16 protein-coding genes and 1 pseudogene are annotated in these 18608 nt (G+C 69.5%); 3 read left to right on the plus strand and 14 right to left on the minus strand.

What is annotated here, in order from left to right:
- Positions 1-151: 151 nt before the first annotated feature.
- The 8 genes and pseudogenes from ABZV00_RS25605 to ABZV00_RS25640 all read right to left on the minus strand — a co-directional run.
- Positions 152-562: a hypothetical protein gene (locus ABZV00_RS25605; protein ID WP_355610300.1), complete on the minus strand. Its 411-nt coding sequence runs from the start codon at positions 560-562 to the stop codon at positions 152-154.
- Between the two features lie 148 nt (positions 563-710).
- Entirely contained in the window at positions 711-1547 is an 837-nt protein-coding gene (locus ABZV00_RS25610; protein ID WP_355610302.1) for an aldo/keto reductase, read from the minus strand.
- A gap of 86 nt (positions 1548-1633) precedes the next feature.
- Positions 1634-3241: a hypothetical protein gene (locus ABZV00_RS25615; protein WP_355610304.1), complete on the minus strand. Its 1608-nt coding sequence runs from the start codon at positions 3239-3241 to the stop codon at positions 1634-1636.
- Positions 3242-3417: 176 nt separating this feature from the next.
- Positions 3418-3735 (minus strand): DUF4190 domain-containing protein, encoded by a 318-nt coding sequence (locus tag ABZV00_RS25620; RefSeq protein WP_355610306.1) that lies wholly within the window; start codon positions 3733-3735, stop codon positions 3418-3420.
- Positions 3736-3759: 24 nt separating this feature from the next.
- On the minus strand, positions 3760-3954 hold the full coding sequence (locus ABZV00_RS25625) for a hypothetical protein (RefSeq protein ID WP_355610307.1): 195 nt from the start codon (positions 3952-3954) through the stop codon (positions 3760-3762).
- 235 nt (positions 3955-4189) lie between these two features.
- Positions 4190-5086, minus strand: coding sequence for a replication-relaxation family protein (locus tag ABZV00_RS25630; protein ID WP_355610309.1), 897 nt, complete (start codon positions 5084-5086; stop codon positions 4190-4192).
- A 449-nt stretch (positions 5087-5535) separates the two neighbouring features.
- On the minus strand, positions 5536-6063 hold the full coding sequence (locus tag ABZV00_RS25635; RefSeq protein ID WP_355610416.1) for a hypothetical protein: 528 nt from the start codon (positions 6061-6063) through the stop codon (positions 5536-5538).
- A gap of 82 nt (positions 6064-6145) precedes the next feature.
- A pseudogene (locus ABZV00_RS25640) lies at positions 6146-6307 on the minus strand (DUF2637 domain-containing protein); the annotation flags it as partial.
- A 303-nt stretch (positions 6308-6610) separates the two neighbouring features.
- Here ABZV00_RS25640 and ABZV00_RS25645 point away from each other — a divergent pair.
- Both ABZV00_RS25645 and ABZV00_RS25650 read left to right on the plus strand, forming a co-directional pair.
- Positions 6611-7723, plus strand: a complete 1113-nt coding sequence (locus ABZV00_RS25645) for an RNA-guided endonuclease TnpB family protein (RefSeq protein WP_355610311.1) — start codon at positions 6611-6613, stop codon at positions 7721-7723.
- 1115 nt (positions 7724-8838) lie between these two features.
- Positions 8839-9093, plus strand: a complete 255-nt coding sequence (locus ABZV00_RS25650) for a hypothetical protein (protein WP_355610410.1) — start codon at positions 8839-8841, stop codon at positions 9091-9093.
- Between the two features lie 134 nt (positions 9094-9227).
- Here the strand turns inward: ABZV00_RS25650 and ABZV00_RS25655 are convergent, their stop codons facing one another.
- The 6 genes from ABZV00_RS25655 to ABZV00_RS25680 form a co-directional block, all read right to left on the minus strand.
- A complete protein-coding gene (locus tag ABZV00_RS25655; protein ID WP_355610312.1) occupies positions 9228-11576 on the minus strand; it encodes a glycosyl hydrolase in 2349 nt (782 codons plus the stop codon).
- Between the two features lie 243 nt (positions 11577-11819).
- A complete protein-coding gene (locus tag ABZV00_RS25660; protein ID WP_355610314.1) occupies positions 11820-12287 on the minus strand; it encodes a hypothetical protein in 468 nt (155 codons plus the stop codon).
- Between the two features lie 18 nt (positions 12288-12305).
- On the minus strand, positions 12306-13187 hold the full coding sequence (locus ABZV00_RS25665) for a sugar ABC transporter permease (RefSeq protein WP_355610316.1): 882 nt from the start codon (positions 13185-13187) through the stop codon (positions 12306-12308).
- Positions 13184-14179 carry an ABC transporter ATP-binding protein gene (locus ABZV00_RS25670; protein WP_355610318.1) on the minus strand — a complete coding sequence of 332 codons (996 nt, stop codon included), beginning with the start codon at positions 14177-14179 and terminating at the stop codon, positions 13184-13186. Before ABZV00_RS25670 ends, ABZV00_RS25665 begins: the two co-directional genes overlap by 4 nt.
- Before the next feature lie 7 nt (positions 14180-14186).
- Positions 14187-15488, minus strand: a complete 1302-nt coding sequence (locus ABZV00_RS25675) for a sugar ABC transporter substrate-binding protein (RefSeq protein ID WP_355610320.1) — start codon at positions 15486-15488, stop codon at positions 14187-14189.
- The gene (locus ABZV00_RS25680) at positions 15485-16318 is read right to left on the minus strand and encodes a carbohydrate ABC transporter permease (RefSeq protein ID WP_355610322.1); all 834 of its coding nucleotides are present in this window, start codon (positions 16316-16318) and stop codon (positions 15485-15487) included. Before ABZV00_RS25680 ends, ABZV00_RS25675 begins: the two co-directional genes overlap by 4 nt.
- 375 nt (positions 16319-16693) lie before the next feature.
- Between ABZV00_RS25680 and ABZV00_RS25685 the strand changes: the two genes are divergently transcribed.
- The gene (locus tag ABZV00_RS25685) at positions 16694-18607 is read left to right on the plus strand and encodes a Xaa-Pro dipeptidyl-peptidase (RefSeq protein WP_355610324.1); all 1914 of its coding nucleotides are present in this window, start codon (positions 16694-16696) and stop codon (positions 18605-18607) included.
- Position 18608: the final 1 nt, after the last annotated feature.

Genomic DNA, 18608 nt, shown 5'->3' on the forward strand with positions numbered 1-18608 from the left:
CCCGATCGACGCCGACCACATAGCCGAAGCCGCCGGCCCGGCCGGCGGCCACCCCGGACAGCGCGTCCTCGAAGACGGCAGCCTGCGTCGCGTCGGGCCGCTGCTGGCCCGGGTCACGCGACGTCCAGCGGGTCGCGGACGCACCCGCGCACTACAACTGCAGGAAGCTCTGCACCCCGGCCAGCTTGAGGGCCTCGGTACGTACGTCGGCGCACTGCTCCCTGGTGAGGGTGTCGATCTGGGAACCGTCGGGCACCCCGCCGCGCTGGTCGTACCACCCGCTGAGCCCGGTGGCGAGCCGCCCCATCACCTCGATCTCTCCGGGAGCCTTGCGCAGCGCCGGCAACTCACCGCGCAGGTAGTCACAGAGGGCCGTCGCCGTGACCCCACCCGATTCGGCGCCCGCTCCGGTGGTCACCGACGGCGCCGGCGCGGCGGTCGCCTCGACGCTCGCCTCGAGGGACGACGAGGCGGTGGTGGTGTCGTCGTCGCTGCCGCCCCCGCACGCGGTGAGCGTCACGCTCGACAGGACGACCAACGCGAAGAGCCTCACCTTGATCATTCTGGTTCTCCGATCGGTGCCGAGGCAGGCCGGTGACGATGCATGCATCGACGCTAAGCCGGATCCGCCAGCGGGGAATCGGGTGATTCCCTATCCACCGGATCGGCCGGCAACACGATCGCGCCCGCCCGTACCCGCGATCGGGCCGTCAGAACTCCTCGTACACCGCCGGGTCCTGGTCCGCGAGGCGCCCGTCGGGGCGGCCCAGCGCGGAGATGGCCTCGACCTCGTCATCGGTGAGCTTGATGCCGAAGATGTCCAGGTTTTCCAGCTGCCGCTGCGCGGACGCGGCCTTGGGCAGCGGGATCACCTGACGCGCCACGTGCCAGGCGAGGATGACCTGCGCCGGGCTGACCCCGTGGGCGGTCGCCATCTCCACGATCCCGGGGTGCTGCTGCAGGTCGTTGCCACGACCGAGCGGGCTCCAGCCTTGCACGAGGATGCCGTGCTCCCGGTGGTAGTCGAGCGCCTCCTGCTGCGGGAAGTACGGATGCACCTCGATCTGGTTGACCACCGGGGCGACACCAGTCTCGGCCACCAGCCGGTCGATGTGCTCGGGCAGGAAGTTGGAGAGGCCGATGTGCCGGACCAGACCACGCTCGCGGGCCTCGATCAGCGCCCGCCATGCCTGCACGTACAGGTCGACCTTGGGGTTGGGCCAGTGGATCAGGTACAGGTCGATCCGGTCGAGGCCGGTGCGGAACACACTCTCCTCGACGGTGGTCAGCGCCTCGTCGAAGCGGTGGTGCCGGCCCGGCAGCTTCGAGGTGACGACCAACTCTTCCCGTACGCCGCCGGCCGACCGGGCGGCCCGGCCCACCGCGCCCTCGTTCTCGTAGTTCACCGCCGAGTCGATCAACCGGTAACCCGCCCGGATCGCCTGAGCCATGGCGTCGACGCCCGCCGAGCCGCTCAGCCGGTACGTGCCGAGCCCGATCGCCGGCAACGCCGTGCCGTCGGCGGCCGTCAGGTGGGGAATCGTCATGGTTGATCTGCCTTTCGTCGACCGTGACTGGACCCTACCCGCACGAACTGCGCGCCGGCGGAGGCTCGATGCTGAACGCGTTCCGGTTACCGGGTGATTGCCCGCCCCGTCGAGGAATCGCCGCTCAGCAGCGGATCGGTACGCCGCTCGCTCTCGGGCAGATCCATCGCTGCGGCCAGGAGATTGCCGAGCCGGCAGGCGTCGTCCAGCCCTTGCCCCTTGCCAGCCCAGTCGTCGAAAGTGAGCCTGATGTTCTCGTCCGTGGTGATGACGTCCAGAACAGGGCCTCGCTTGTCGCGTTCGCGGAACCGCACGTAGCGAATGTCCGAGAGGGGGAAATCGCGCTCGATCGTGCCTTGTTTGCGCACTGCGTTCTGTGTCGAGATGAAGAAGCGTTCGGGCGTCACTCCAAGGTACGCATCCTCGCCGACGAGGCGGTCGAGATTGACATCGGCGATGGCCAGCAAGCGCTCCTCGCCCGGCACGACCCAGCGGAGGATCCGCAGCACATCATCTGGCACAGCCTCAGCGAACACCGTGAGAGGCGGATCCAGCGGAGCGGGTTGAGTGTGAGCACGGTTGCGAAGGGTCGCCACCCGCTCGGCCAACGCCTCGGCCATGGCAATGGTGTCCCGGATGTTCTGACGCTTGGTGGTGAACGGCAGGCTCCACTCGGCCGGGAGTTCGGCGATCAGACGGCACTGACGTTCAAGGTCGGTGAGGAGGTCCGCCACCTCGTCCATGGCTCGTGTGTGCTCGCGCTGAGTGTCGGCGACCAACTCGGCCAGAAGTCGTTCGTTCTCGACGGCATTCGCCTCGTCGCGGCTGATGTGACCGGCACGCAACACCTGAGAGCGATACCAGGACCACTCCGCCATGAGCATGCCGTGAGCGTCGGCGAGAATCTGCTCGATGTTTTTCTGGATATGGGCACGGCCGCTCTGTCCGTCAGTGTCGAGCGCCTTGATGTGCCCGCGGACGAACGACCTGAAGAGTAGCCGTTGCTTGCGCAGGTCCGCGTCTCTGGTCGCGATGGCGGCGTAGATGTGGTCGTTGACGGTGCCGGCCGCCTGGGCCTCGCGCACGGCGCGCATCGTCGTCTCGTGCAGGCCGAGTAGCGTCGTCCACTGGTCCTCGTGCAGCGCTTGGAGAACGTCACGGGTGAGTTGGACGTTCTCGTCGATACGACGTGAGATCGACGCCAGCTGTACCTGCAGCGCCAGGAGCGCGGCGGCCGGCCCGAGGGCGGTGAGTATGGATGCGGTCTGCGCCCCTGTCACAGGTGCCCAGCGCACCGAGGCGGCGATCTTTCCCTTGCTCGTGACGAGCGAACCCAGGTTCCAGCCGCCCGACGTCATCGGTTGCGCCGTCTTGAGCGCCTGCAAAGTCTCGGGCGCCAAACGCACCAGCCCCTGCACGGTAGTCGCAGCCTGTGCGCCCTGCGCCGCCAGATTGCCGATGCCCGAGGCCATCGCGAGCTTGTCGGTCAGGCCTTGGCTTGTTTGAGCATTCATCATCTCGAAAGGGATCAAGTCGAAGTCGACGGGCGGCTGGTCCGCGAAGAGCACGGCCACTCCCGGCTCGATCTCGACCAGGCTGACCATCGGCCCATCGCTTGGGGTCACAGTGGCGTCGGGCACGTTGTCGACGGGTATGGGGAGTTCGTTCTCGGATCCCTCGGCCTCGGGCGCCATCCCACATCCTTCATGATCGACATCGGGAGCATCACAGTAGGTGCCAACGTGGTCACCCCGGCTCAACCGGAGCGGTACCTCATCGCGCGTAGCGTCCACACGCGAGTGGCTGAACAGATCGAGCGCGTGGTGCGAGCGGGTCGGGTGGCCACAGTGACGGACGGCGGCCGCTGTACTCACGGGGCTGACGTCGGCGTCGGAGTTGCCGCGCCGATCACACCGCCGAAGAAGACCAGGACCGTGAGCGCGATCATCGGGCCGACGAAGACGTAGCCGAGGATCAGGCCCGTCACGGCCATGCCCCGTCCGGACTTCGTGCCGTTCCGAGTCTCGTGCAGGCCGACGTGGCCGAGGATGACCGCGAGGACGCAGGTCAGCCCGAAGAGGCTCCAGCCACCGAGGACGCCGAGGATGCCGAGGACCATCGACGCGGTGGCGGTACCGGACGAGGGCGGGGCCTGCACGACCACCTGGGGCAGCAGCGGGTGGTGCACCGGATCGTCGACAACGATGAACCGTTACGGGCTCTCCGGCGCGCAGCTACGCGGCAGAAACGTGGCCAGCCCGAGCGCCTGCATCTCACCCTGGCTCATCACCCTCAGGGCGGTCCTGTTGTCGGCGCCGTCCACGCTGACCGGGAAGGCCACCCGACCCTCAGCTTCGGTGGTGGCCACGTCGTCGACGGGGAGTCCGTTGAGAAACGAGAGTGTCAAGGAAGCGCTGCGCCTACCGGCACTCGGGCTGCGGGGGTAGTCCCCTCTCCTCGAGCGGCCCCTCAACCACTCGTTACTCGGCTGAGCACGAGGAAGTTGGCGTGTTCACCTACGACGAGGTGTCGCATCTGCACATGCCTGAGCCCTACAAGCGGACCATCTAGCGCTGGCGTGAACGCACGCTGACCGCCTAATGGGGCCGCGCCTCACGGCCACGGGGCCGTGAGGCGCGGGCTCAGAAGGCGATGTCGTGGTCGGTGGCGGTGTAGGGCAGATCGACCAGCCGGACCCGACTGGCGGTGCCCCAGACCTGCCATACCGGCTCGCCAGGGCTGGCGCCGAGTGCGGTGCGCAGTTCGGCACTGGCGGTGGCGATGGTCGCCTGGGGTGCGAGGGCGGCCAGGCGGTGGTGCAGGTTCGCCTCCCGCCGGGCGGACGGTATGTGGAACAGGACCGGCCATGTCCAGGTGGTCATCGCGACCAGCCGCTCGTACTTGGCGACTTTCTCGACGAGGACGTCGAGGCGCTCCCCGCCGGTGTCGTACTCGAGGAAGAACGGCACGGACCGCCGGTGTTCGGTCCAGACGCCGGCCCCGTCCGGGCGGGGCAGCCCTGTTGGTCCGCGAGCCATCATCTGCGGGTCGTCCCCGACGCGGTAGAACACTCCGGGGCTGTGGAAAGCGGAGGCCGGCTGCCACCGGTCCAGACTGGTGTTGAGGTGGGTGCGGGCGTGGGCGGCGAGGTCGATGAAGACCTGGTTGCCGCCGAGCAGGTGTGGCAGGTCCCGCCGCGACGTGAGGGACTGTTTACGGCGGCGTGCTTGGTCCCGGCGGGGTGCTCCAAGTCCGCGTTGGGCATGGACGTGGTCGTAGCCGAGCTGGTTCAGGACGTAGTGGTAGGGGTAGGAGCCGCCGTAGGCCCGGTTGGGTCGGAAACGGTCCGCCGCCTGAAGGAGGGTGAGGCGGCGCAGTCGGCGTTGGGCGAAGTCCAGGGATGGGAACAGGGCCTCGGCGATCTGGTCGGTGGTGAGCACTCCGTGGTCGTACAGCCAGCCGAGCAGGCGGTCGTCGCGGGCGGTGATGCTTGCCTGCAGGCGCAGCAGCGGATCCGCAGCAGGTAGCCGGTTACGCATAAGCGTCCCCTGGGGGGAGACCCCAGAGAGGGTCTGTCTGGAGCTGGTGTGAAGCCGTGAAAGCCGATCTGACCTGGGCTGTTGGTCGGGGCAGGGGGTCGGTTCGGGGGTCGGTATCAAGGCGGACGGTCAAACGGAGACCGACACCGACATTGGCACCGCCGGTCACCTCCCATGCCTTGCCGTGGTGACGTGAGAGAAGGCGCGACGCGGCACGGTGACGGTGCTGCCGACGCGGAGAAGGGTCGTTGAGCCGAATCAGCATGATCATTCTTTCCTTGATCGGGATGCGGGTTGACGGGCGAAGCGCACCGGCCGTTGCGGCGAGGTGGACGGGCGGATGCGCTGCCAGGTCGGGTCAGGTTCTGTCAGTCGACGCAGGCCCTGACAAACCCACCGTGTCTGACAGCGATGGCTCGGGCTGACAGGAGTCGCAGGTCGTGGTTCCATCACGCGGCCGCCCGCTGTGACAGATCCGGCGCACCGGGGATGGGTGGAGTCGTTTCGGCGCGCAAAACGCGCACGAGCGCCGAGGCTGTGGCATTGGACAGCTGGTGTCCCTCCGCGCGCAACTGTCGGGCGAGGGCCGCACGGGACAGCGGCGTCCCCTGCACGGCGAGAGTGCGAGCGGCGGTCCGGGCGTCCGGGACCAGCGCGACGAGCTCCGGCCGGGCGTCCCGGTCCGGCGCGCTGCCGCCCCGTCGGTCCCGGACCGCTGGACCCTGGTCCGCTGCGGCGGGGATTGCGGCGGTGGAGTCCCGGACGGCGGCCGTTCTGGTGTGGACCGGCCTCCGGCGGTCCCGGACCGACTCGCGGCCGTCCGGGACCGGGGGTGCGTTGACGGGCGCCGGTCCGGATGTGGTCCGGACGGGCCGCGTGGTCCGGTCGGGCGGGGCAGGGTCGGCGCGGCCGAGAGCGATCTTTACCATCGCCAGGAAGCCCAGCGCCGGCAGCGCGGCGGCGATCCAACCGATCACCGAGGCCTCCGCCTTCCTGCGCCGCCAGAGACAGGACAACCGCCACCGTCAACATCGTGGAGGGAAAGGCGACGCTCTTGCCCATGCGCCGGTTGCGGCGCAGCTCCAGGCCGCCCGCGATCGATGTCAACTCCAGCACGACCGCGTCGGCCCACGCCAGCCAACCCGGCTGGCCATGCGCAGCCGCGACGTCGTGGACGTGACGGAACGACGCGGCGCCGGCCGTCCCACCGATCACCAGCATGATCAACACCTGGACCTGGTTCTCCAGTCGCTCCCGCCCTGACCGCGCCTGGCCGGACGGACCCTGCCGCCGATGCTCAGCCTTCGCCAAGGTCACCCCACCTGCCGGGAGGGATTCCGTGTATGGCGGTGAAGAGGGTGTCTGGGCAGGCGCGGACGGCCATGACCGCAAGCCCCGCCGTGGTGATGTTGAGTGAAGTCATCAGGATCGCGGCGTGGAAACTCGGCCGTTTAGGGCCGGGAGGTAACCCCGCTGCCTCCCCTCGATGCTCGTCTTGCGTGATGGGTGGATAGATTGTGAGGCGTGGGTGAGGTGGTGAAGCGGGCATACAAGTACCGCTTCTATCCGACCCCAGGGCAGGCCGATCAGCTCAACCGCACCTTCGGGTGCGTCCGCAAGGTGTACAACCTCGCCCTGGAAGCGCGCACCCGCGCGTGGGCGGTGCACCGGCAGCGCAGCACCTATGTGCAGTCGTCGGCGTGGTTGACCGAGTGGAAGCGCACCGAGGAGCTTTTGTTCCTCAATGAGGTCAGTTCCGTGCCGTTGCAGCAAGCCCTGCGGCACCTGCAAGCCGGGTTCGCCGGGTTTTGGGGTAAGCGGTCGCGGTATCCGCGTTTCAAGTCCAAGCGCAAGTCTCGGGCGTCGGCGGAGTACACCCGCTCGGCGTTCCGTTGGCGTGACGGGCAGCTCACCCTGGCCAAGATGGACGCCCCGCTGACCATCGTGTGGTCCCGGGCCCTGCCCGACGGCGCCGAGCCGTCCACGGTCACAGTGTCCCGCGACGCGGCCGGTCGGTGGTTCGTGTCCCTGCTGGTCGAGGATCCCACCGTCACACCTTTTCCCCCGCTGGACACGGCGGTGGGGGTGGACGCGGGCATCACCAGTCTGCTCACCTTGTCCACCGGGGAGAAGATCACCAACCCGCGTCATGAGCGTGTTGACCGGCGCAAACTGGCCAAGGCGCAACGCGCCATGGCCCGCAAGGCCAAGGACTCCGCCAACCGGGCCAAAGCTCGCGTGGCGGTGGCCCGCATCCATGCCCGTATCGCCGATCGGCGGCGGGATCACCTGCACAAGCTGTCGACTCGACTCGTCCGTGAGAACCAAACGGTCGTGATCGAAGACCTCAGCGTGCGCAACATGCTGCGCAACCACAAACTCGCCCGCGCCATCTCCGACGCGGCGTGGACACACCTGCGCAACATGATTGAGTACAAGGCCGCCTGGTACGGGCGGACCGTTATCGCCGTCGACCGCTGGTATCCGAGCACGAAGACCTGCTCGGCGTGCGGGCGGATCAACACCGCGATGACTCTCGGCGTTCGCGTCTGGACGTGCCCGGGCTGTGATGCCGTGCACGACAGGGACGTCAACGCCGCAAGGAACATTCTCGCCGCCGGGCTGGCGGAGAGGTGAAACGCCTGTGGAGGGCCGATAAGACCCGACCCGCGAAAGCGGTGAAGGCGCGGCCCGGTGAAACAGGAACCCCCTCGGGTGACCGAGGGAATCCCCGCCCTTCACGGTGGTGGAGGATGTCAAGTCGTTGCTCCAACTTCCGTTACAAGAAACCGAGGTATGTGGATTGTGGTGGTCGCATTCGCTACGGAGTCCTTACGGGCACCGTGACGCGGCGGGCCGGCCGTGCGGAACCGATCGCGTAGAGCGGCCGGAGAACCACCGAACGAGCGGACCCCGCGCAGCGGCAGGCAGCAGGACGACAGGCGTCGCCACAACCTGCACAACAGACTGGGGTTATCGGGCGGACACAGGGCAGACGGCTAAGCCGAGCCACGAGGGTCAGGAACCACCACGGCGTAAGACAACAGACGCCGTAATGAGGTGGCTCAACTTGCCGGCGGGCGAACCTTCATGGGGCCTCCCGTCTCTCGACGTTCCCGGCTGGCATCGACGCGAACAAGAGCAGGCATCTGGTCTTGAGGATGCCTGACCGCCATCAATCGCCGAGCGCGCCAGCCGACAGTGCGGGAACGTGTATCCAGTACGCCCCGTGATTAGCCGTCGAGTCAACCCTTCCCGTCGCCTCGCGGCTGCCGAGAGCCTTCGCACGTCCGACTTCACCATGGACATCGCCCCAGGCGGGCCGACGGCCCGCGGTGGCAGGTCACCGTCATGCCGGACGGTCCGACTGGAGCACCCGCCTGACGGTGGCCGACCGAGACTGGGCAGCCGCGTTGCTCCGTACAATCATGGGCTGGCCGGAGGTGGTGCGATTCTGGCTGCCGGCGTGGGTCCACGATCGGGCGGCGAGGCCCGGCCGGGTCGACGAGGCACTCATTCGAGCCGAGGTCGTATGCGTCGAGCTCATGGTGCGCGCCCCGGGCAGGGATGCCTCCCATCTGCCTGGCCCGGCGCCGCTGCGAGGTCCTATACGCCATGCTCCGCGACAAGATCCTCTACCAACCACGCCCAACGGCACCGATCCCCGCTTGACGAAACCCAGAGGGACCCCCGGGCCCGGGCAACATTGCCAGCCACAGCAGCGGCGTTGAGGGCCGCAAAGAAGGCGGCCTCTGTCACTCCAGCGGTACGTCATCCACCTGCCCGTCGTTGCCAACGATCTGCCTGCCGCGCAGCGCCTGGCCCGGGTCATCGGCCGGTGGATGCTGGCGCTGCCGATGGCGGACCCGGGGGAGACCACCGTTTCCGAGGAGGACCAGCACTTCCTCCGCAACCGCGTCTTCTGCGACCTGCGGCTGCCTGGCGGCCGGCGCTGCCTCCTCCGCGACGGCCACGACGGCCCCTGCGCCCGCCGGCTGCGCAGATGACTGTCTCCGACAAAGCGGCTGACGTGCGCAGCACGGGAGGTGGCGGGAATGCGTTGCGCGTCAACGGGCAGGCCACCTCCCGGGCGCGGGAGGTGGCCTGCGAGCCGCGTCAGGCGCGACGAACTACCGGTTGATCAGCCCGCTCGGCAGGAGGCGAGCACGCCGATCACGCCGACACCGGTCCGCTTGAGCGGCAGCTTGGTCGACGCTGCAGGGCAGCGGGGCACGGCGAGGTCGTAGACGCCCCGCCCGAAGGTCGCCGCGGTGAGCTGCCGGCTCCCCTCGTGGTAACGCAGGTACATGACGGCCGCCTGCGGCAGGTTGGTGCCCAACGCCGCCCACTCGCCGCCGTTCCACGCCGACATGAACACCCCGACGTCGGTGCCGACCAGCAGCAGGCCGTCGGCGGTCGGGACGACGGAGTTCACTGGCGCGTCCGGCAGACCTCGGCCGATGTTGCTCCAGGTACGGCCGCCGTCGCGGGTCATCATCACGTGCGACCGGTCGCTACCGGACCGGAAGGCGGAGAAGGTGGCGTAGGCGATGTTCTTGTCGGCGGGGTTCACCGCCAACCGGGTGACCCAGGTTCCGGGCAGTTGCCCCGGGTCGACCTGCTGCCAGTTCTGCCCGAGGTCGTCGGTCCACCACAGCCTCCCGTCGTCGGTGCCGACGTAGAGCTTGTTGCCGTCGGTGGGCGCGGCGGCGACGGTGGTGATCGTGCCCCACGGGTAGCCGTTCGGGTCGTTGGGGCCGCCGCCGGTGAGGTCCGGGCTGATCGGCGTCCAGGTGCGGCCGTTGTCCGTCGAGCGGTTGAGGATGTTCCCGGCGTAGTACATGACGTTCGGGTCGCTCGGGTCGAACTGCAGCGGCGTCAGCCAGTTGCGCCGCTGCGAGGTCGTCTGCCCGGTGCCGATGTTCTGGCGGGGGGTGCCGCCGGAGTTCTCCGACCGGTAGCAGGAGCCGTACTGGCTGCACCCGAAGACGATGTTCGGCAACTCCGGGTGGATGACCACCTGGAGGCCGTCACCGCAGCCGATGGCGTTCCATGGGCCACCGACGCCGTTGTAGCCGCGGTTGCAGCCGTTGTCCTGCGCGCCACCGACCTTCAGCACCGGATCGGTCTGCGCCACGTCCACCGTGTAGAACTGGGTGTAGGGCTCGTAGGTCGCCTTGACCCAGCCGCTCGCGCCGTTCGCCTCGGATCGGTAGAGGCCGCCGTCGTTGCCCAGGTAGACCCGCCCGGGCACCTTCGGGTCCCAGCGCATCGCGTGCTGGTCGGCGTGCACGCCGCTGACCGACGAAAAGCTCTGCGCGCCGTTGGTCGAGCGCATCAGGTTGACCCCGGTGAGGAAGACGTGATCAGAGTTGCCGGGGTCGACGAAGAGCTTGCCGAACCACCAGCTGAACGTGGACTGGGATGCCTGACCGGCGGTGACCGGGGTCTGCGTCCAGCTGTCGCCACCGTCGTCGGAGCGGTAGAAGGCGCGGAACGGGCCGAGTGCGGTGCCGACGTACGCGTACAGCCGTTGGGGGTTGTCCGGGGCGACCGCGATGCCCCAGCGGCCCTGGTCGGCGTCGGTGGGCAGGCCGTTGGTCATCCGCGACCAGGTGCGGCCGGCGTCGTCGGAGCGCCAGAGGCTGGAGCCGAGCCCGCCGTAGGTGCGCTGATGTGGTTCGCGCAGGTGGTCCCACATCGCCGCGTACATCCGGCGCGGGTTGCTCGGGTCGATGACGACCTCGGTGGCGCCGGTGGTGGCGTTCGGCGGCGCGAGCACCTGCGTCCAGCTGTTCCCGCCGTTCTCCGAGAGGTAGAGGCCGCGCTGACCACCCGGTACGAAGAGGTTGCCGCTGGCGGCGGCGAAGATTCGGTCCTCGTTGCTCGGGTCGATGGCGAAGCGGCCGATGGCGTGGCTGTCCTTTAGGCCGACGTGCCGCCAGGTCCTGCCTCGGTCCTTCGAGCGGTAGATGCCGTCGCCGCCGAAGGTGATCGAGCCGCCACCCGGCTGGGCCTCGCCGGTGCCGGCGAAGAGGACGCCGTCGCTGGTCATCGCGACCGCGCCCATGCTCTGCGTCCCGTCGTCCGGCCAGGCCGTCTCGAACGTGGCGCCGGCGTCGTCGGACTTCCAGACGCCGCCGGAGGCGGCGGCGATGAAGATCTGGTCGGGGACCTGCGGGTCGACGGCGATGTCCACGACCCGGCCGCCGATGTTGCTGGGCCCGAAGAAGTTCCATTCCCGTTGCGCCAGGTGGCGGTAGAGGAGGCGGGTGCGCAGGTTGAGATCGTGGGCCTCGCCGCGAGCCTTCGCGTACTTGGTCACCGAGAGGTCCCGGCTGCCGTCGCTCATCCGCTGGGCGGTCATCCACTCGTCGGGGATTTCCATCGGGCCGGTGGGCGAGTTGGTGGCTAGCGACTCCTGGACCGGCCGGGGTGCGGACGAGGCGGTCAGCGCGAGCGCGATGACCAGCCCCAGGCTCGTTGTCATCGCGAGGCCGCGGTACCTTCGGACGAGCGTGAGTCTCATGCAGTCTCCCTGTCCACGCGCCATGGCGACCGGAAAGTGGTCTACAGTGCGCACGCTAGACAGTGGAGTGGTCCACGTCACCCAGCACGTGTTGCGATTCGACCGGTCTGATTAGGACACCTGTCGAGAGCGAGCGAGCCCGATCGCGCCGGCGTGCACGGGACGCCCGGTTCCAGGTGGGCGTGCACCAGCTCGGTCTGATGGTCAGTTGCTCTGGAACTCGGGTAGGCCGGCCTCTTCCGAATCCGGCCCGATCACCGCGGTGAGCGTCGTTCCGTCCGCGCAGAGCGCGGTGGCCCGCAGATACGTCCGTCGTTCCTGCGCCCGCATCAGCACCTCGGCCTCGAACACCTCGTCCTCGGCGCGCAGCAGGTCGATGTCGCCACGGCTCTCGTAGTGGGCGCGGACGTCCAGCGGGGTCATCCGGATGGTGGCCGCGACCGTGGTCAGGGCGCCCTGCTCGACCACCGAGGTGACCCGCGCGCCTTCCGGCAGGAGCAGGCCGGTGACCTGGCTGTCAACCTCGGCGTCGGCGTCCAGCGGCACCCGGTCGCAGCTGGGCAGGTTCGCGAGCATTCCCGGCCCTCGGTCGGTGGGCTGCCCGGCGTCGGTGCCGCCGCAGGCGACGAGCAACGGAACCGTGACGACGACGGCGAACATCCGGAGTCTCACCGCAGCAGGATGTCACGCTCAGCGCAGCACCCGCCAGCGTCGCACCATCAGCAGCAGCGCGGTGATGATGACCCCGGTGACCACCATGAGGACGCTCGTGATCATGGCCCCGTAGGCGAAGCCGGAGAATTCGAAGACCTGGTCGAAGATGTAGACCGGCAGGTAGAGCGTGGCGTTGGCGGGCCGGCCGTCGGTGAGGACGTACGCCGGCACGAAGTTGACCTGCAGGGTGAGGATCGTGTCGCGCACGGCGAGCAGCACCAGCACCGGCGCGAGCAGCGGCAGCGTGAGCCGGCGCAGCTGGCCGAACGGGCCGCAGCCCTCCAGCGCTGCCGCCTCGTACAGCCGTCCGTCGAGCATCCGTCGGGCGGCGAGCACGACGATGAATCCCTCACCGATCGGGAACGCGAGCATCAGCGCCACCGCCACCCGTGCGGAGCCGGGCTCGGCGAGCCAGTTCATGCCCGGGTGGCCGAAGAGCCCGAGCAGTTGGTTGAGCGGGCCGTAGAGCGGGTTGAGCACCCACAGGAAGAGCACCGCCAGGGCCACGTCGGGTACGACGGTCGGCAGGTAGACCGCGACCCGGAACCAGCGGCCGCCAGGGCGGGGCGCGGCCAACAGCAGCCCGAGCCCGATGGCGGCCAGCAGCCGCAGCGGTACGGCCAGCGCCAGGTGGATCGCGGAGGCCCGGATGCTGTCGGCGAGGAAGCCGTCGGCGAGCAGGCGGTGCGCGTTGTCCAGGCCGACGAACTGCGGGTCCCGGGTCAGTCCGGTGTGGTCGGTGAACGCGTAGCCGAGGTTGAGCAGTGCGGGCAGCGCGATCAGCAGCGCGACCGCCACCGCGTACGGCGCGAGGAACGCCCACGCGGTCAGCGGCCGGCTGACCCGGCCGGTTTTCACCGGCGTCGTCCGGTGTCGGCGTCGAAGCGGTGGATCCGGCCCGGGTCGGCGCGCAGTCGTACCTGGTCGCCCGGCCATACGCCGGGCCGGGGGCCGGTGCGGACGATCAGCCGCGTGCCGTCGTCGCAGCGGGTCAGCAGGATGGCCTCGCTGCCGAGCGCCTCCACCGCCTCGACGGTCGCCGCCACCGGTCCGTCGGGGTCGAGGCTCAGATCCTCCGGGCGTACGCCGACGGTGCTGTCGGTGGCGCCGCCCAGCACGCCGCCACCGCGTACCAGGTTCATCGGCGGGCTGCCCAGGAAGCCGGCCACGAAGGTGTCCGCGGGTTCGTCGTAGACCTGCTGCGGCGGGCCGATCTGGCGGACCCGACCGTGGTCGAGGACGACGACCCGGTCGCCGAGCGTCATCGCCTCGGCCTGGTCGTGGGTGACGTGGATGGTGGTGGTGCCCAGTTCGCGGTGCAGGGTGAGCAGGTCGGCGCGGGTGGCGAAGCGCAGCGGCGCGTCCAGGCTGGCCAGCGGCTCGTCGAGTAGATAGACGGTCGGCTCGCGCAGCAGCGCGCGGGCGAGGGCGATGCGCTGGCGCTGCCCGCCGGAGGTCTCGTCGGGGTAGCGGTCGAGCAGATCCGCGATGCCGAGCCGGTCGGCCGCCGCCCGGGCGCGCTCGTCGGCCTCCGCGCGCCGGACGCGGCGGACCCGCAGCCCGAACAGCAGGTTGCCGCGGACGGTGAGGTGGGGGTAGAGCGCGTAGTCCTGGAAGACCATTGCCACCGCGCGGCGGTGCGGTGGCACCTGGGCCACGTCCTGCCCGTCGACGACGACGCGACCACGGTCCGGCCGGTCCAGCCCGGCGATCAGCCGCAGGATCGTCGACTTGCCGGAGCCGGACGGGCCGACCAGGGTCACCATCTCGCCGGCGCGCACCGCCAGGTCGACGCCGTCGAGGGCGATGACCTTCCCGTACGACTTGGTCAGCGATTCGAGTCGGATCACGCCCTGCTCAGCCACCGGCGCCTACCGGGAGCGTGAAGAGCGGCCGGAGCTTCTCCTCCAGTTGTCGCAGCCCCTCCTCGCGTCCGATCCGGCCGTAGAAGACCTCCGCGAGCAGGCCGCCGGCCTCGCGCTCCACTCGCGACCAGGTGCCGGTGCGCGGGGTGGCGCGCAGGTGCGGCTCGGCGTCGAGGTAGACCCGCGACGACCGAGGGGGCTGCTGCGGGTCGAGGAAGTCGGGGGAGTTGGCCACGTCGAGCCGGGACGGCACCGTGCGGCCCGACCCGGCGAGGATCCGCTGGCCCTGCCCGCCCATCGCGAACTCGATGAACCGCCAGGCCTGGTCGTGGTCGGGTAGGCCGGCGCTCATGCAGTAGGCGTCGCTGTGCAGGATCGATGCGGGTACGCCGCCCGGCGCGATCGGCAGCGGCGCCGCGTCCCAGGTGAAGCCGTCGATGGTGCGTAGCGTCGGCACGGCGACCCGGCTGTTGAGGTACATGCCGAGCGTGCCGCGCAGGAACCGGGCCTCACTCGACTCGCTCTGCTCCTCGGCGTCCGGCGGCACGACGTGGTGCTTCAGTTGCAGGTCGAGAAACCAGTCGACGGCGGTGCGGCTGGCCGGGTCGCCGGTGAGGGTCAGGGTGGTCGGCTTGTCCGGGTGGTCGACCAGCTCACCCCGGTTGGACCAGACGAACGGGGCGAGCCGCGGCAGGGACGGCTCCACGCCCACGCCGTACTTTCCGTCGCCGGTCAGGGCCCGTCCGGCGGCCAGGAAGTCGTCCCAGGTCCAGCCGGCCTTCGGCAGTGGCACGCCGGCCGCCGCGAACAGGTCGGCGTTGTAGTAGACGACCAGGGAGGACATGTTCTGCGGCAGGCAGGTCAGCGTCTTGCCGTCGAACCGGAAGGCGTCCAGTGCCCGCGGGGAGAAGTCGCTCTCGTTCAGCGCCGCGCTGCGATCGAGGTACGCCTGCGCTGGTTCGATCGCCTGCTGGGCGGCGAACTGGCCGTAGCGGCGGTAGTTGAGCAGGAACACGTCGGGTGGCTGCCCGCCTGCGAACGAGGTGGTCAGGCGGGCCATCAGATCGTCCTGGGTGGCGACGGGGGAGAGGTTGACGGGCACGTCGGGGTGGGCCTGCTCGAAGGCGGCGACCAGGCTGCGGTAGCCGGCGATCTCCTCAGCGTCGCCGAAGAGCACGACCGTGATCCCTGGCCGGTCGGCCGCGCGGTCGCCGGCGCCGCAGCCGGCCGCGTAGCCGAGCAGCAGCGCGGCGGTGATCAGGGCAACCCATCGTCGAGCGCGGACCGTGCTCATCTACGACCTCCAGATCTCAGTGTCGCCAGCGGATCGTCGTTGAGCAGGATTCGCTGAGCGAGCAGGAACACCACCACGCACGGCGCTGTCGCGACAACGCACGCGGCCATCAGCAGCGGCCAGTCCGTCGGGTTCAGCAGCCGCAGGAACTGCAGGCCGAGCGGGTATGTGTAGCGGTCACCGCTCTGCAGGTAGAGCAGCGGGTCGATCAGGTTGGACCAGTGCAGCGTGAAGGCGAGCACGCCGACGGCCAGCGTCGCCGGGCGCACCTGCGGCAGCGCCACCCGGCGCCAGATCGTCAACCAACCGGCGCCCTCCAGCCGGGCCGCCCCGAGCTGGGTGTCCGGCACGCCGCCGAAGCTCCACGCGTAGAGCAACACCAGGAAGGGGCTACCGGCGAGCAGCGCCGGGGCCAGCAACGGGACGTACGTGTCGACCACGCCGGCCAGCCGGAACAGCTCGAACCGGGTGGCCCACACCGCGGTGACCGGCACCAGGAGCACCGCCAGCAGACCCAGGACCGCCCGTCGGCGGGCCACCGGCGTCAACAGCCGCAGCCCGAAGCCGGTCAGTGAAGCGACGATGACGGTCAGCGGCACGGCGACCGCGACGACCAGCGCCGAGTTGGCCAGATACCGGAACAGCGGGATCAGCTCCGGCAGCCGGGCGTACGCGGCCACGGTCGGTTCGGGTGGGAGTACCTCGAAGCTGCGGGGCGGGGGCAGGCCGGCGGGTCGTAGTGAGCCGACCACCATGAACCACAGTGGTGCGGCGAAGAGCGCCGCGAACGCCGCCGGCACCAGGAACCGCCCAATGAACCGCGGGATCACGGCTGGGCCCGAGAACTGCACATCCCGCCCTTCCCGTCGCCCGGCAACCGGTGGCGCGCTCGTCTCCGATGCCGCCGATGGGCTCCGCCGGTGACCCTGGGTGACGGTCGGGTCGGCCGGCGGAGGTGGTGCGGCGAACCTATGGCCGGGCGGCCGGCGCGTCATCGGGCACCTGTTGGAATCACCCGCTGTCCGGTCCTACGCCTGTCGAGATGCGACAGACGTAGGACCGGACGACGATCACCTCCCGCATCTGTCCGATGACCATCCGTGAATCGGTTTCTAGGGTGCGAGGCAACTGCCGCACCGCCGGCACGTCGTCCTCGCCCTGGACGACCGGGTCCACGGCCGGTGCCGGAGATGGGGAGGAGCACCATGCGAACCACAAGGAGCTGGTGGCGAGCGTCGGTGGTGGTCGTTGCGGCCATCGCCGTCGGCCTGCCGGCGGCAACCGCGACGGCGAACCCGACGGCGGGCCGGGTCAGGCCGGTCATTCAGCACGGAGTCACCCAGCCGGTGTTCGGGTATGCCGACGCGATCCGCGAGCGGGTATTCGTCACCTCCGACGTCGACACCGATGGCGACGGCGCCCGCGACGTCGTGGCGATGGACATCATCCGACCCAAGGCCAGCCAGGCGGGCCTGCGGGTGCCAGTGATCATGGATGCCAGCCCCTACTACTCCACCGTGTGTCGCGGCAACGAGAGCGAATGCAAGGCCGACATCGACGGCGACGGCCTCAACGACCAGTGGCCGCTCTTCTACGACAACTACTTCGTCCCGCGCGGCTACGCGGTGGTCCTGCTCGACATGATCGGCACCAACAACTCGACCGGCTGTCCGGTCACCGGTGGTCGCGCCGACAACATCAGCGCGCCGACCGCGATCGACTGGCTCAACGGTCGTCGAGCCGGCACCGACGCGGCCGGCACCCGGGTCGTCGCCGACTGGCACAACGGTAAGACCGGCATGATCGGCAAGTCGTACGACGGGACGCTGGCCAACGCGGCCGCCGCCAGCGGCGTGCGGGGGCTCACCACCATCGTGCCGATCTCGGCGATCTCCAGCTGGTACGACTACTCACGCAGCAACGGCCTGGTCACCCGGGCGAACAACTACTCCGGCAGCCTCTCCAACACGGTCACCAACCCGGAACGGCGGGAGCACTGTGCGGCGGTGCGGACCCAGCTCGGCGTCGACGGCGACGACGTCACCGGCGACTACAACGCCTTCTGGGCCGAGCGAGACTACGTCCCGCACGCGGACCGGGTGCGAGCGAGTGTGTTCGTGGTCCACGGCATCAACGACAACAACGTCCGCGCGGACCACTTCAGCAAGTGGTGGGACGCGCTGGCCGAGGAGAACGTGCCGCGCAAACTCTGGCTGACCGGCACCGGTCACATCGACCCGTTCGACTTCCGCCGGGGTGAGTGGGTGGACACCCTGCACCGGTGGTTCGACTTCTGGCTGCACGGGGTGAAGAACGGCATCATGGCCGAGCCGATGGCCGACATCGAGCGGACGCCGGACGTCTGGGAGACCCACCGCAGCTGGCCGATCCCGGCCGTCCGGAGCACCCAGGTGTTCCTGCGCCCCGGCGACGAGAGGGCGGCCGGCGGGCTGTCGGTCCGCCCGCAGCCGGGTAAGGCGTCCCGGACGTTCCAGGACACCCCGTCGATGAGCCAGACCAACGCCATCCGGCACCCGTCGGACCCGGCGGCGAACACGGAGAACCGGTTGGTCTTCCTCTCCCAGCCGCTGCGCAAGCCGCTGCACATCTCGGGTACCCCGATCGTCAAGATCAACGCATCGGTGAACGGCGAAGACACCAGCTTCGCCGGCCTGCTGGTGGACTACGGCACCCGGCCGCGGTTCAGCACCTCGGGCGACGGCATCCGGACGCTGACCACCGAGGACTGCTGGGGCAACTCGGCCACCTGGGGCGGACACGCCGAGGACGCCTGCTACCGACAGACCGAGAAAACCGTCGTCACCGATCCGCAGGAGCTGGTGACCAAGGGCATCCTGGACGGCCTCAACCTGAATTCGCCGTCCGTGACGACGCCGCTGGTGCCGGGCAAGAAGAACTCCGTCGACGTGCCGCTGCTTCCCGAGGACTACGTCTTCGCGGCTGGCAACCAGGTCGGCGTGGTGCTACTCGGGTCGTACTCCGGCTACAGCAGCCGGGCGAAGCAGAACCGGGCCGACATCACCGTGCACTTCGACCGCAGCCGGATCGAGCTACCGATCGTCGGTGGCCGGTTGGCGGCCATGGCCGCAGGCCTGTAAT

It is taken from the genome of Micromonospora sp. NPDC005173 (assembly GCF_040608515.1).
In the GTDB taxonomy this organism is placed as follows: Bacteria; Actinomycetota; Actinomycetes; order Mycobacteriales; family Micromonosporaceae; genus Micromonospora.

What these genes read in the sequence shown, in the direction of transcription:
- ABZV00_RS25605 (WP_355610300.1), bottom strand. Translation starts at nt 562, where the DNA reads ATGATCAAGGTGAGGCTCTTCGCGTTGGTCGTCCTGTCGAGCGTGACG.
- ABZV00_RS25610 (WP_355610302.1), bottom strand. Translation starts at nt 1,547, where the DNA reads ATGACGATTCCCCACCTGACGGCCGCCGACGGCACGGCGTTGCCGGCG.
- ABZV00_RS25615 (WP_355610304.1), bottom strand. Translation starts at nt 3,241, where the DNA reads ATGGCGCCCGAGGCCGAGGGATCCGAGAACGAACTCCCCATACCCGTC.
- ABZV00_RS25630 (WP_355610309.1), bottom strand. Translation starts at nt 5,086, where the DNA reads ATGCGTAACCGGCTACCTGCTGCGGATCCGCTGCTGCGCCTGCAGGCA.
- ABZV00_RS25655 (WP_355610312.1), bottom strand. Translation starts at nt 11,576, where the DNA reads ATGACAACGAGCCTGGGGCTGGTCATCGCGCTCGCGCTGACCGCCTCG.
- ABZV00_RS25675 (WP_355610320.1), bottom strand. Translation starts at nt 15,488, where the DNA reads ATGAGCACGGTCCGCGCTCGACGATGGGTTGCCCTGATCACCGCCGCG.
- ABZV00_RS25685 (WP_355610324.1), top strand. Translation starts at nt 16,694, where the DNA reads ATGCGAACCACAAGGAGCTGGTGGCGAGCGTCGGTGGTGGTCGTTGCG.